The 13,247-nt window shown below is 69.7% G+C and carries 15 protein-coding genes; 11 read left to right on the forward strand and 4 right to left on the reverse strand.

The window, feature by feature from the left end; translation table 11 throughout:
- Window positions 1-305: 305 nt before the first annotated feature.
- Window positions 306-1,283 carry a LysR family transcriptional regulator gene (locus BY998_RS04650; RefSeq protein WP_110350458.1) on the forward strand — a complete coding sequence of 326 codons (978 nt, stop codon included), beginning with the start codon at window positions 306-308 and terminating at the stop codon, window positions 1,281-1,283.
- Between the two features lie 121 nt (window positions 1,284-1,404).
- Here the strand turns inward: BY998_RS04650 and BY998_RS04655 are convergent, their stop codons facing one another.
- Window positions 1,405-1,653 (reverse strand): hypothetical protein, encoded by a 249-nt coding sequence (locus BY998_RS04655; protein WP_110350459.1) that lies wholly within the window; start codon window positions 1,651-1,653, stop codon window positions 1,405-1,407.
- 96 nt (window positions 1,654-1,749) lie between these two features.
- Between BY998_RS04655 and BY998_RS04660 the strand changes: the two genes are divergently transcribed.
- The 7 genes from BY998_RS04660 (at window position 1,750) to BY998_RS04690 (ending at window position 7,512) form a co-directional block, all read left to right on the forward strand.
- On the forward strand, window positions 1,750-2,700 hold the full coding sequence (locus BY998_RS04660; RefSeq protein ID WP_110350460.1) for a LysR family transcriptional regulator: 951 nt from the start codon (window positions 1,750-1,752) through the stop codon (window positions 2,698-2,700).
- 78 nt (window positions 2,701-2,778) lie between these two features.
- Window positions 2,779-3,015, forward strand: coding sequence for a hypothetical protein (locus tag BY998_RS04665; protein WP_110350461.1), 237 nt, complete (start codon window positions 2,779-2,781; stop codon window positions 3,013-3,015).
- Between the two features lie 30 nt (window positions 3,016-3,045).
- A complete protein-coding gene (locus tag BY998_RS04670; RefSeq protein ID WP_110350462.1) occupies window positions 3,046-3,789 on the forward strand; it encodes a Crp/Fnr family transcriptional regulator in 744 nt (247 codons plus the stop codon).
- 100 nt (window positions 3,790-3,889) lie between these two features.
- The gene (locus BY998_RS24665; RefSeq protein ID WP_245421480.1) at window positions 3,890-4,423 is read left to right on the forward strand and encodes a hypothetical protein; all 534 of its coding nucleotides are present in this window, start codon (window positions 3,890-3,892) and stop codon (window positions 4,421-4,423) included.
- A 112-nt stretch (window positions 4,424-4,535) separates the two neighbouring features.
- Entirely contained in the window at window positions 4,536-4,811 is a 276-nt protein-coding gene (locus tag BY998_RS04680; RefSeq protein WP_110350463.1) for a hypothetical protein, read from the forward strand.
- Window positions 4,812-4,893: 82 nt separating this feature from the next.
- The gene (gene ggt / locus BY998_RS04685) at window positions 4,894-6,654 is read left to right on the forward strand and encodes a gamma-glutamyltransferase (RefSeq protein WP_110350464.1); all 1,761 of its coding nucleotides are present in this window, start codon (window positions 4,894-4,896) and stop codon (window positions 6,652-6,654) included.
- A gap of 66 nt (window positions 6,655-6,720) precedes the next feature.
- Window positions 6,721-7,512, forward strand: a complete 792-nt coding sequence (locus BY998_RS04690) for a lysophospholipid acyltransferase family protein (RefSeq protein WP_110350465.1) — start codon at window positions 6,721-6,723, stop codon at window positions 7,510-7,512.
- Between the two features lie 227 nt (window positions 7,513-7,739).
- Here BY998_RS04690 and metW read toward each other — a convergent pair whose 3' ends face one another.
- On the reverse strand, window positions 7,740-8,426 hold the full coding sequence (gene metW / locus BY998_RS04695) for a methionine biosynthesis protein MetW (protein WP_110350466.1): 687 nt from the start codon (window positions 8,424-8,426) through the stop codon (window positions 7,740-7,742).
- Between the two features lie 6 nt (window positions 8,427-8,432).
- Complete coding sequence (locus tag BY998_RS04700; RefSeq protein WP_110350467.1) at window positions 8,433-9,650, reverse strand: homoserine O-acetyltransferase; 1,218 nt, start codon at window positions 9,648-9,650, stop codon at window positions 8,433-8,435.
- A 284-nt stretch (window positions 9,651-9,934) separates the two neighbouring features.
- Here BY998_RS04700 and BY998_RS04705 point away from each other — a divergent pair, with 284 nt between their 5' ends.
- The 3 genes from BY998_RS04705 to msrA all read left to right on the forward strand — a co-directional run bounded on the left by BY998_RS04705 (window position 9,935) and on the right by msrA (window position 12,279).
- Window positions 9,935-10,828, forward strand: coding sequence for a chorismate mutase (locus tag BY998_RS04705; RefSeq protein ID WP_110350468.1), 894 nt, complete (start codon window positions 9,935-9,937; stop codon window positions 10,826-10,828).
- Window positions 10,829-11,044: 216 nt separating this feature from the next.
- Window positions 11,045-11,524, forward strand: a complete 480-nt coding sequence (gene msrB / locus BY998_RS04710; RefSeq protein ID WP_110350469.1) for a peptide-methionine (R)-S-oxide reductase MsrB — start codon at window positions 11,045-11,047, stop codon at window positions 11,522-11,524.
- A 26-nt stretch (window positions 11,525-11,550) separates the two neighbouring features.
- Window positions 11,551-12,279, forward strand: a complete 729-nt coding sequence (gene msrA / locus BY998_RS04715; protein ID WP_110350470.1) for a peptide-methionine (S)-S-oxide reductase MsrA — start codon at window positions 11,551-11,553, stop codon at window positions 12,277-12,279.
- 48 nt (window positions 12,280-12,327) lie between these two features.
- On the opposite strand, the gene bfr is transcribed toward msrA, so the two are convergent.
- Window positions 12,328-12,825 carry a bacterioferritin gene (gene bfr / locus BY998_RS04720; RefSeq protein ID WP_012453445.1) on the reverse strand — a complete coding sequence of 166 codons (498 nt, stop codon included), beginning with the start codon at window positions 12,823-12,825 and terminating at the stop codon, window positions 12,328-12,330.
- Between the last annotated feature and the right edge of the window lie 422 nt (window positions 12,826-13,247).

A 13,247-nucleotide genomic window follows, 5' to 3' on the forward strand; every position in this document is an offset into this window, starting at 1 on the left:
GGATTATTTTTTAGACAACAGGACGGAAAGATATTTTCCGCTGCATTTTGGCATGAAAATGCACGATGTGCGCTTTCGAAGCACGAAACTGTGCTGGCTCTGGGCGTTTCAATCCGATACCGAAGCTTATGGATGCCTCAAACTCAGCTTAGTCGGTCGGAGCACTCCCTCTCGCCACGGTGCGTGGCGGGACCCTTGGTAGACACAGCCTGTCCGTCCCGCCCGACGGACAGGCGCAGGACTGCCGATTTCGAGGGAACGGAGGAAGAGCCGCCGGCGGCGATCGGAAGCGAGCGACGGAAGACATGCCGAATTCTCAGCTGCTGCGCGACATGGCCCTGTTCGTCGAGGTGGCCAGGCGGCGCAGCTTCAGCCAAGCCGCGGCAACACTGGGAATGCCGATCTCATCGCTCTCGCGCCGGATCGCAACCTTCGAGCAGACGGTCGGCATGCGCCTGCTCGACCGCACCACCCGCAAGCTGTCGCTCACCTCCTACGGCGAGATCTACTTCGCGCAGGCGACCCGCCTCGTCGAGGACGCGCACCGCGCCTTCGACGATCTGGTTGCCGAGGCGAAGGGGGCGAGCGGCCTGCTCAAGATCGCCGCTCCGCCGGATTTCTGGCTGCTCCAGCACCTGTCGAGCGTCATCACGGAATTCTCGGCCGACCACGAGCACGTTCAGGTCCATGTCGAACTGAAGCCGTCGCAGAACGACCCGCTCGGCGACCAGTTCGATCTGGCGGTGACGGCCGAGGAACCGCGCGCGACCTCGCTGATCATGCGCAAGGTGGCCCAGGTCGAGGACGGGCTCTTCGCCGCGCCGGCCTATCTCGAAACCTATGGCTGGCCGGAGGCGCCCGGCGACCTCTCGGATCACCGGGTCATCGTTCCGGCGCTCGGCACCGGCCCGACCTGGTCGTTGACCCGCCGCGGTCAGACGGTTCCGGTGACGGTCAACGGTCCGATGTCCTGCAATTCGCCGAGCCTCGCCCGCTCCTTCGCCCTGGCCGGGCACGGTATCGTCGCCACCCACCGCCTCAGCGTCGCGCGCGAGGTGGCCCAGGGCCGGCTGATGCCGCTGCTGCGGGAATGGGAGATGCCGCCGACGCCGATCTACATCGTCACGAGCTCGCGCCTGCTGCCGGCCAAGTCGCGCAGCTTCATCGATTTCGCCATGAAGCGCCTGCCGGCGATCCTGGCCGCCGAGGACGCCGAGCGAAAGGCGAGCGCGCGTAAACCCGGGCTGGTCGATCGAGGCGTCGGGCTTTCCAAATCCGCCTGAAAGCGCGCCTCAGGCCGAAAACCGAGAGCCGTGCACCGATCCGAGATGGTCGGGCACGGCTCTCGTCGTTCCGTCGCTGCCGCCCGCGGATTGCGGGCAGCCGTCGAGCGGGCCGCCATGATCAGAAGGCCGCCTGCTTGATCGGCTGCTGATCGACGGGGGTCCTGATCCACTGAACGGCTCCGGGAACGGCGAAGCCGCCCTGGCGGTGGACCAGCACGTCGTTGGTTGCGAGACCCTGGGTCTCCAGGGTGAGCGCGCCGACGGTCTTGACGCCGTGCACCGCGGTCAGTTCCGCGGCACGCGCGGAGACCGGAGCGAGGAGCGCGAGGGTCAGGGCGGCGGCGAGCGGGGCGATACGTCTGGACATCTCTTCAACCTCTCCTGTCGGCGGCGGAAAATCCGTCGCTTCATGAGAGAGAATGTGCTCAGTCGTGCCTCATGAATCAAATGGATCGATTTCATAATGCGTATCGATCACGTGCATCTTTCTAGGCTCGATCTGAACCTGCTCGTCGCCCTCGACGCGCTGCTGACCGAGCGGAGCGTGACCCGGGCGGCGGCGCGGATCGGCATCAGCCAGTCGGCCATGAGTCACGCCCTGGCGCGCCTGCGCACGACCTTCTCGGACGAGCTGCTGACGCGCGGGCCCGAGGGCATGCGGCCCACGCCCCGCGCGCTCGCCCTTCTCGCCCCGATTCAGGAAGCGCTGGCGCAGATCCAGCAGATCACCGCGCCGCCGGCAGCCTTCGACCCCGCCACCGCCGACATCACCTTCACCCTGGGCATCCCGGACTCGACCGAGGTGCTGCTGATGCCGATCCTGATCGCGCATCTCCAGACGAACGCACCGGGCGTGAAGCTGCTGCTGCACACGGTCGATCGCAACCGCATCCTGGACGACCTCGACTCCGGACGGGTCGATCTCGGGATCGGCGTCTTCGAACAGGGGCAGACGCACCACAAGCGCCGCATCCTGAACAAGGAGAGCTACCTCTGCATCTTCAACGCGGACCTCGTCGGGGTCACCGCGCCGATCTCGCTCGACGACTACGTGCGGATTCCCCACCTGCTCACGAGCCTCGTGGAGAGCGCCCACGGCGTCGTGGACGACGCGCTGGCCAAGATCGGCCGCAAGCGCGTCATCGCCCTGACCTCGCCGCGCTTCTCGGTGATGCCGTTCGTGGTCCGGCAGGCGCCGGTGATCGCCACGATGCATTCCCGGCTCGCGCGCTTCTTCGCCGAGAGCATGGGGCTGACCGTGAGCCCGGCGCCGATCGCGCTGCCGGACGTGTCCATCTCGATGATCTGGCATTCGTCCAACGACGACGTTCCGAGCCAGCGCTGGCTGCGGGACACCATCATTACGCTGCGCCAATCCGACTCGCGCCTGCGGATCGGCCGCGCGCCGGGCTGACGCGCCGGTTCGCGAGCACGTGCGGGAGAACCGGCCCGCGTCACGCGAGGTTGCCGCACTGTTCTGCAGGAGAACACCGTGCCTCGCTACTTCTTCGACATCGACGACGGCGTGCGCGATCTGCGCGATGACGAAGGCGTTCCCCTCGTCGATCGGGAAAGCGCCCGGAAGGAAGCCATCGCCACGCTCACGCAGCTGGCCCAGGACATGCTGCCCAACGGCAACGACCACGTCTTCAAGGCCCGCGTGCGCGACGAGAGCGGCGAACTGATTTATGAGGCCGCTCTGACGCTCAGAAGCGGCTGGGTTCCTTGACGATCGGGATCGAGGCCACAGAACACTCTTATGTCCTCAGCCCCCGACGCGCTCGAAAATCTGATCCGCAAGCTGGAGAGCACGTCGACCCTCACGGACGAGGAGCGACAGGCGATCCGGCGGCTGCCGGCCACCATCCGGCTCATCGTTCCCGGCCAGGACCTGGTGCAGGACGGCGAGCGGCCGGGGCAGTGCGGCTTGATCGTCGAGGGCTGGTCCTACCGCTACAAGCTGCTCGACGAGGGCCGCCGCCAGATCCTGTCCTTCCACGTCGTCGGCGACGTGCCGGACCTGCAGAGCCTGCATCTGGGCGTACTCGATCACAGCCTGGCGGCCCTGACGCCCTGCACCTTCGCCCTCATCCCGCATGAGAACCTGAGGCGTCTGACCAGGACCTATCCTGACGTGGCCGCCCTCCTGTGGCGCGAGACGCTGGTCGATGCCGGCATCTTCCGCATCTGGATCACGGCGATGGGACGCCGCTCGGCCTATGGCCGGATCGCGCACCTCTTCTGCGAACTCTACCTGCGGCAGGAGGCGGTCGGCCTCGCCGCCGATCTGCGCTGCCCCATGCCCCTGCGGCAGACGGATCTGGCCGATGCCACAGGCCTGACGACGGTGCATGTCAGCCGGGTGATGAAGGCCTTGCGGACCGAAGGGCTCATCACGTTGCGGGACCGCCTCCTGATCATCCACGACTGGAAGCGGCTCTCCGAGGCGGCCGAGTTCGATCCCACCTATCTGCACCTGAAGCGGGTCCAGACCGCCGCGTAAGCGGACCCGACCTCGGACCTTCCGCGCATCGTCTGACGGGACGCCCGGTCGCGGACGTTCGCGGCGCCGGACGACCGATCGACGGCACGGACCGTATCGGATGCGCCCGGGGACCCGCGGCAAGACCGGAAACCTGTCCGTTCAGGATGGATCGGACGCGCGCCGCGTCACGGCGCAGGACGCCGAAAAGTCCCAGCTTTCTCAATCATTTCGTAAAATTTTTTGCTGGCCCGACACGAACGAAAAGTCGTTCTGTGAACGTTTTATGACATATTGCAACGCGTGCGATCATCGTGCGTGGAGGATGGACAGGAAGATGCATTCTGCTCGCGCCCTCACCGCGGCCCTCCTGCTTGGCGCCGCAGGATTGCCGGCATCCGCCGCCCCTCTTCCGGTGCAGCCGGCTCCGTTGGCGGACAGCACCGTCGAAGCGATCGATTGGCACCCCAGCACCCGTCACTGGGACCACCATTTCCACGCGCATCAGGAATCCCTGCGCCATCACCGGCCGACCGAGGCAGAGCGCAGACTTCACCAGATCATGCGCGGCAGCGATTCCCCGACGCGCGATCAGCGGTCGCTCGGATCGCGCTACCGGCTCGGCGACAGGTTGGGCGGTGTCCACCGGTACTGAGTTTGCCGTTCGGATCGGACGTCCGGTCCCGGCGCCGAGGTGAGCCCCCGGCTCGAACCTTTCCGGGCCGGGACGGTTGAGGGACACCGTTGCCCTCCAAAAAGGATCTTCCATGCGGTTCACGATACCGGCGCTCGCCCTGGCGCTGATCCATCCGGCCGGGAGCGCTGCGGCTCAGGAGAGCGGGGGCGGGCAGGTGCCGTCGCCCCCGAGCCCGAAGGCCTCGGCCACGGGATCGCGGCCCGTGCCGGGCCCCGGCACGGCCGGCACCCCGAACGTGCCGGCGGTCGTCGGCGGTACGCCGGGCGCCGTGATCGGCGGCACGCCGACGAGCGGCCCGCCCGGAACCGGCGGCACCGCGGGCGGCCCCGGCCTCAGCGGACGATAGGACCGGCGAGCGGCCCGGGTTCGACGCCCGGAGAGACATCCGGTCCCCTGGCTGCACACCGCTTCTGGGCTATGCTCGGGCCATGAGCCGGACCTCTCCCGCCCGCCCCGCCCTCGCGCTCCTTCTCGCGCTGTCGCTTCTCGTACCCGAACCGGTGCGCGCGCAGGCGACGCCGCCCGCGCCCGAGCCGCCGCCGATCCAGTCGGACGAGGCCCGCCTCCTGCCGGTGCTGGCCCAGCGCGGCATGGTCTCCTCGCAGGATGCGCTCGCCACCCGCGTCGGCGTGGCGATCCTCGACAAGGGCGGCAACGCTGTCGATGCGGCGGTCGCGGTGGGCTTCGCGCTCGCCGTCACCCTGCCGCGGGCGGGCAATCTCGGCGGCGGCGGCTTCATGATGGTCCACCGCGCCGGCGCGAACGAGACCGTGGCGCTCGATTACCGCGAGACCGCGCCCGCCGCGGCCACCCCCGACATGTTCCTGAACGCGCAAGGGGAGCCGGATCGCGCCGCCTCCACGCGGAGCGGCAAGGCGGTGGGCGTGCCGGGCACCGTGCGGGGGCTGGCCGAGGCGCATCGGCGCTACGGTTCGGGCAAGCTCACGCTGGCCGACCTGATCGCCCCGGCGGAAAGGCTCGCCCGCGAGGGCATCCCGGTCGAATCGGGGCTGGCCGATTCCCTGCCGCGGGCCTCCGGCCTGCTCGGGCAGTGGCCGTCGAGCCGGGCGGTGTTCTTCGAGGGCGACCACGTGCTGCCCCGCGGCGCCATCCTGCGGCAGCGCGACCTCGCCGACACCCTGAAGGCGATCGCCGAGCGTGGTCCCGACGCCTTCTACGAGGGACCGATCGCTCAAAAAATCGCGGCCGCCGTGCAGGGCGCGGGCGGGATCATGACGACGGCGGATCTGTCCGCCTACCGGCCGGAGATCCGCACGCCCGTGCGCGGCACCTATCGCGGCTACGAGATCGTCTCGATGCCCCCGCCGAGTTCCGGCGGCGTGCACCTCATCGAGATCCTCAACGTGCTGGAGGGCTACGACCTCGCGGGGCTGGGCGCGGGCAGCGCGCAGGCGCTCCACACTTTGGCCGAGGCGATGAAGCCGGCCTATGCCGACCGCGCCGCCTGGCTCGGCGACCCGTCCCGCACCCGCGTGCCGGTCGCCGGCCTCACCGCCAAGGCCTACGCCGCGACCTTGCGCGAAAAGATCGACCCGGAGCGCGCCAAATCCGCTGCGGAGGTGAGCGCGGGCAACCCGCTGCCCTACGAGCCGGACCAGACCACGCATTTCTCGGTGGTGGACGGCGAGGGCAACGCCGTCTCCAACACCTACACGCTGAACTTCTCCTACGGGATCGGCCTCGTGGCCGAGGGCACCGGCGTGCTGCTCAACAACGAGATGGACGACTTCTCCGCCAAGACGGGCGCGCGCAACGCCTACGGCCTCGTGGGCGGCGAGGCCAACGCCGTGGCGCCGGGCGCCCGCCCGCTCTCCTCCATGACGCCGACCTTCGTGTTCCGGGACGGCAAGCTCTTTCTCGTCACGGGAAGCCCCGGCGGCAGCCGCATCATCACGACCACGCTCCAGGTCATCGTCAACGTGCTCGATTTCCGCATGAACCTCGCCCAGGCCGTCGCGGCCCCGCGCATCCACCACCAGTGGCAGCCGGACGTGCTGATGGTGGAGGAGGGCGTCTCGCCCGACACGCTGGCGGTGCTGCGCGCCAAGGGCCACAACGTGAAGGTCGGCGCGACCTCGGGCTCGGCCAACTCGGTGATGGCCGAGGACGGCCTGCTCGCGGGTGCCTCCGACCCGCGCCAGCGCGGGACGCTGGCCGAGGGGCGCTGACGGACAAGAGTGGGCAAGGCCTCCTGCGCGCGATAAAGGAGCCCGCGCCCCTCACGCGGACCAAAGATGCTCCTCCTCCGTTCGCTCGCCTTCAACCTGTCGTTCTACGTCGCGACCGCGCTCATCGCGATTGGGGGGCTGCCGGCCTTCGTCACCCGCAAGGGGGTGATCCGGGTCGCGCAGTTCTGGGGGCGCGCGGTGCTCTGGCTGCTGCGGGTCGTCGGCGGCACCCGCGTCGAGTTCCGCGGGCTGGAGAACATCCCGCCGGGGCCGCTGCTGGTGGCCGCCAAGCACCAGTCCGCGCTGGAGACGCTGGCGCTCACGACCCCGTTCGACGACTTCGCCTACGTGCTCAAGCGCGAACTGATGTGGGTGCCGGTGGTCGGCTGGTATTTCGGCCGGGGCGGCATGGTGCCGATCGACCGCTCCAAGGGCACCCGGGCCATGGCGGCGATGAACAAGGCGGCCGCGCAGGCCATCCGGGACGGGCGCCAGCTCATCATCTTCCCCGAGGGCACCCGCCGCCCGGCCGGGGCGCCGCCCGCCTACAAGCAGGGCGCCTCCCATCTCTACGCGGCGCTGAACGTGCCCTGCCTGCCGGTAGCGCTGAACACCGGCCTGTACTGGCGCCGCCGGGGTTTTCGCCGGATGCCGGGCACGACCGTGATCGAGTTCCTGCCGGTGATCCCGCCGGGCCTGTCGCGCGCGGCCTTCCTGACCGAGATGCAGAACCGCATCGAGACCGCCACCGAGGCGCTGCTGGCGGAGGGCCGCGCCGACCTCGCCCGCCACGGCCACCCCGTCCCCGTGGCGACGGGCGGCTCGGTCCCGGCGGCGGATACGTCGGGCACGCTCTGAGATCAGCCGGCCGCGAAGGCCCGCACGGCCCCGCAGGACGATCCGCTCGATCTCGGCGCGGAAGGCGGCAGGCTCGGCCTCGATCCAGCCCGGACGCCAGTAGGCACGGTCGAGGTGGAACACCGGCAGTCCGTGCCGGGCACCCAGCTTTCGAGCCAGCGTCGACTTTCCACTCCCCGGGGAGCCCAGCAGCACGATCCGCCGCGGCGAGGCGGGGGGAGGAGGGTTCACCTGCGCTCGCCGCGCCTCAGCAGGAACACGCCCTGCGCGCCGATCAGGTTCCAGAACCACCACGGCATCGAGAAGCGCATCGGGCGCCCACGCGCGTCGAGGGCGGTCGCCTTCTCGATGCGGGCGCCGACATCGCGGCACAGACCGACGAAGTCGCGGATCGTGCAGTGGTGGATGTTGGGGGTCTCGTACCACGTCTCCGGCATGATCTCGGTGACCGGCATCCGGCCGCGGAAGGCAAGTTCGGCCCGCACCCGCCAATGCCCGAAATTCGGAAACGAGATGATGACCTGCCGGCCGATCCGCAGCAGGTGCTCCAGCACGACGCGCGGATTGCGGGTCGCCTGGATGGTCTGGGACAGGACCACCACGTCGAAGGCGTCGTCGGGGTAGTTGGCCAGATCGGTGTCGGCGTCGCCCTGGATCACGGGCAGGCCCTGGGCGAGGCAGGCGTTGACGCCCTCGCGGGACAATTCGATGCCCCGCCCGTCGACCCCGCGCCGGTCGCGCAGCAGCGCCAGCAGGGAGCCGTCGCCGCAGCCGATGTCGAGCACCCGCGCGCCCGGCGGCACGAGGCCGAGCACGACGATGTGGTCGACGCGGGCGCCGCTCTCGCCGCGGGGCAGGGCCTCGGCATCATGCCACGGCACGCCGGAGGCGGCGTCGGTGAAGCTCTCGCTCATCGGTCCCTAGAGTCCTCGCGCCCGGGCGGCCGCCTCGATGAAGCCTTTCGCGGCGGAGAACATCGCCGGCTCGTCGAGCAGGAAGGCGTCGTGGCCCTTGTCGCTCTCCACCTCGACGAAGGCGACCGGCGCCGCGACCGCGTTGAGCGCGTGGACGATGGCGCGGGAATCGGCCGTCGGGAAGAGCCAGTCCGAGGTGAAGGAGATCACGCAGAAGCGGGTCTTCGAGCCGCGGAAGGCATTGGCCAGCACGCCGCCATGGTCCTCGGCGAGGTCGAAATAATCCATCGCCCGGGTGAGGTAGAGGTAGGCGTTGGCATCGAAGCGCTCGACGAAGCTGAGGCCCTGGTGGCGCAGGTAGCTCTCGATCTGGAAGTCGGCGTTGAAGGAGAAGGTCGGCGCCGCCCGGTTCTGGAGGCGGCGGCCGAACTTGCGGTGCAGGGCCGGCTCGGACAGGTAGGTGATGTGCGCGCCCATCCGGGCGACGCCGAGGCCCTTCGAGGGCCGGGTGCCGGCCTCGAGATAGCGGCCCTCGGCCCAGGCCGGATCGGCCATGATCGCCTGCCGGCCGACCTCGTGGAAGGCGATGTTCTGGGCGGAATGCCGCGCCCCGGTCGCGATGGGCATCGCGGAAAACACCCGCTCGGGGAAGAGCGAGGCCCATTGCAGCACCTGCATCCCGCCCATCGAGCCGCCGATGCAGAGGAAGAGGTCGGGGATGCCGAGCCGGTCGAGGAGCATCGCCTGGGCGCGGACCATGTCGCGGATCGTCACCAGGGGGAAGTCGAGCCCGTAGGGACGGCCGGTCTCCGGGTTGAGCGAGGCCGGCCCGGTCGAGCCCATGCAGGAGCCGATCACGTTCGAGCAGACCACGAAGTAGCGGTCCGTATCGACCGGCTTGCCCGGTCCCACCAGCGTCTCCCACCAGCCGGGCTTGCCCGTCACCGGGTGGCGATGGGCGAAGTGCTGGTCGCCGGTGAGCGCGTGGCAGATCAGCACCGCGTTGGAGCGCTCGGCGTTGAGCGTCCCGGCGGTCTGGTAGGCGATCTGGAAGGGACCGAGCCGGGCGCCGGAATCCATGGCGAGCGGTTCGTCCGCCGAGAACAGCATGACGGGGCTGCGCGGGTCGGAGGACGGGGACGCTTCGTAGCCCGCCCGGCGCACATCGTCCCGAGAGGCGGACTCGGCGCCTCGCTCGGCGTTCTGGGTGAGGCTGGAATCCATCGTGCGTCCCGGGCGCCGGCCCTGGACCGGTCCCTGAGTGGCCCGCCGCCGACATTCCCACCGGCGTCGCGGGCGGGCTCGTGGAACGATGCGCTGCGGCAGCGCATGTCTTGGCCGGCTGACGAGTGGAGGTAATGTGCGCATCCCCGAGCGTCAACGCGCCGGGCGGGTGCGGCCGGTTCCACATGGGCCGCCATGTTCGCGGGCGCACACGCCTTCGCGCTGGCCCTTCGCCGCCGCGAACCGTAAACACGGGCTCGGCTCCCGCCCGGACGTTTGGCCCCATGCGCTTCACCACGCGACCCGCGCCCTCCCTCGACAACCTCGCCGAACTGCGCGCCGAGATCGACCGGATCGACGCGGAGATGCACGCGCTGCTGATCCAGCGCGGCGCCATCATCGACCGCCTGATCGCGATCAAGCGCACGCAGGGCACCGGCTCCGCCTTCAGGCCCGGCCGCGAGGCCTCGATGATGCGCCGCCTCGCCGAGCGCCACCGGGGGCTCCTGCCGCTGGACACGGTGGAGGGCATCTGGCGGGTCATCATCGCCACCTTCACCTGGGTGCAGGCGCCGTTCTCGGTGCATGCCGACGTGTCGGCGGGCGATGCCGGGATGCGCGATTCCGCCCGCTTCCATTTCGGCTTCACGGTGCCCTACCGGCCGCATCCGGATTGCGCGGCGGTGATCGAGGCGGTGGCGGGCTCCCGGGGCGACCTCGGCATCTTCCGGCTCGGCAAGAATTTTTCGGGCAAGGATCCGTCCGGCAAGGATCCGTCCGGCAAGGACGGTCCGGCCCGGCCCTGGTGGGAGAGCCTCGTCGGCGAGGGCCGGCCGAAGGTGATCGCCCGGCTGCCCTTCATCGAGCGCCCGGCGCATCCGGCGGGCACGCCGGTCTTCGTGGTAGCCAACCCGCTGGACGATCCGGCGGCGGCCCAGCGCGACTGGGTGCTCTACGCGGTGCGCGCGCCCTGCCTCGCGTCGGACTCCGAGCGGGCGCTGCACGATCTCTACGGCGAGGTGGTCGCCCGTTGCGACACACCGGACGGCGTGAGCCTGCTGCTCGCCGTGCCCGGCGGGGTGGGACCGCGCCAGCTCGGCGAGGCCCTGGAGCGGGTCGAGCCGGGCGCGACGATCCTCGACGAGGTCGGCAGCCACGCCGCCCGCTTCCGGGTCTGATCACGCAACCCCGTCGATCGGTTCGGTTCGTCGCTGCGAGCCGAAAAGGTCGCGGCGCGGCGGGGTTCCCTCTGCGGCGGAACGTCTTCGCGGCAGAGGGGGCCGATCCGTGCTATTCATTGCGCACGATCGAACGACCCCGCATCGGCGGGAGCCCGGCCTCCGTCCGCCCGGTGGCCCGCTCCCGTCCGTGGGGCCGCGTCAGGGAGATCCCGCATGAACCGCCGTCAGACCCTGCGCGCCGGCGCCTCGCTGCTGGGCCTGCTCGCCGCTACCCGCTTCGCCGTCCCCGCCTTCGCCGCCGGCTTCCCGGTCGAGCGGTCCGAGGCCGAGTGGCGCGCGCTCCTCTCGCCCGCAGCCTACAAGGTGCTGCGCGAGCACGGCACCGAGCGGGCGCATACGAGCCCGCTCAACGGCGAGAAGCGGGCCGGTCGTTTCGTCTGCGCCGGCTGCGACCTGCCGCTGTTCTCCTCGCAGACCAAGTTCGAGAGCGGCACCGGCTGGCCGAGCTTCTTCGAGCCCCTGCCCGACGCGGTCGGCACGCAGGTCGACACCGCCTACGGCATGCGGCGCACGGAGGTGCATTGCCGCCGCTGCGGCGGCCATCTCGGCCACGTCTTCGACGATGGGCCGCGCCCGACCGGCCTGCGCTACTGCATGAACGGCGTGTCCCTGCGCTTCGAGCCCGCCGCCTGAGCCCCGCTTCGACAGGAGGACGCATCATGACGCTCACCGTCCATCGCATCACCAACCCGCGCTCGCCGATCCTGCTCGGCGGCATGGCCGGCCTCGCGCTCCTCGCCTTCGTCGCCTGGCCCCTGGCGCCGGCCGGGGCGGAAGAAGCCGGGCGGCGCCTGCCGGAGGCGGCGATGACCGCCCGGGAAAGCGGCCTGCGCACGGCCACCTTCGCGGGGGGCTGCTTCTGGGGCGTGCAGGGCGTGTTCCAGCACGTGAAGGGCGTGACGAACGCGGTCTCGGGCTATGCCGGCGGCAGCCAAGCGAGCGCCCGTTACGAGCAGGTCGGCACCGGCCGCACCGGGCACACGGAGGCTGTCCAGGTCACCTACGACCCCTCGGTGGTCCGCTACGACGAGCTTCTGCAGATCTTCTTCTCGGTGGCGCTCGACCCGACGCAGGTGAACCGGCAGGGGCCGGATGCCGGACCGCAATACCGTTCGGCGATCTTCCCCGCGGACGAGAGCCAGGCGAGGGTCGCGAAGGCCTACATCGCCCAACTCGACGGGGCGAAGGCATTCGCAAAGCCCATCGCCACCAAGATCGAGTCCGGCGCCTTCTATCCGGCGGAGGCCTACCACCAGGACTACATGACCCTGCACCCGACCAACAGCTACATCGTCGTCAACGACGCGCCCAAGCTGCGGGACCTCAAGGCGCTCTTTCCCGAGCGGGCGAGCGCGCAGCCGGTGCTGGTCAACCGCCCGCCGGCCTGAGCGGACGGACTCTCCTCCCCCGATGAAGGGGAGGAGAGGGCCTCGGGATCACTCCTTCTCGGGAGCGATCTGCTCCAGGCCGCCGACATGGCGCTGGGCGTAGAGCGGCAGGCCGATCTGGCCGATCAGGTCGAGCTGCGTCTCGAGGAAGTCGATGTGACCCTCCTCGTCCTCGGCCAGATCCTCGAACAGCCGCTTGGAGACGCGATCGTTGATCGAATCGCAGTACTTGGCGGCTTCGAGATAGAGCGCGCGCGCCTCGTTCTCGGCGGCGAGATCGCACTCGATGATCTCCTGCACGTTCTGGCCGATCCGCAGCGGGTCGAGCTCCTGCAGGTTCGGGAAGCCGTCGAGGAACAGGATCCGGTCGATGAACCGGTCGGCGTGGTTCATCTCCTCGATCGATTCCTTGCGCCAGAACTTGGCGAGATCGACGTAGCCCCAGTCGTTCAGCAGGCGGAAGTGCAGCCAGTACTGATTGACGGCCGTCAGCTCGCTGCGCAGGCCCCGGTTGAGATAATCGATGACCTTGGCATCGCCCTTCATCCGTCACTCTCCTCGTGAGGCGTCGGGACGAACAAGCGATCCGTCTCAGGCTGCGACGCCCTCTGGCTCCCTTGTAGTTTGGAATGATCCCAAACTGCAAGCCACCTCGCAGCCCGTCGTGCAGGCATGTGCGGGTGTCGGAGCGGAGCCATGCACGGGAGGATGGGCTGTGAGGTGAGCCGAGCCATGGGCCTGTACCTCGTCGAGAGCCTTGCGCAGGATCGAGCGGATGGTGCGGGCGCAGCGACCGCACTTCGCGCTGCAGCCCAGGCAGCCGTAGACCTGAGCGGGGGTGCGGGGACAGCCTGGCCCCGGTTGCAGGCACGCGCGTACCTGTCCGTCGGAGAGGACGTTGCAAGAGCAGACGATCATGCGGGCTATCGCAAACCTGTCGTGCCTGTCGGATCGCAGCCCCGTCAGGG

Origin of the sequence: Methylobacterium sp. B4 (assembly GCF_003201865.1) — a bacterium.
In the GTDB taxonomy this organism is placed as follows: domain Bacteria; phylum Pseudomonadota; class Alphaproteobacteria; order Rhizobiales; family Beijerinckiaceae; genus Methylobacterium.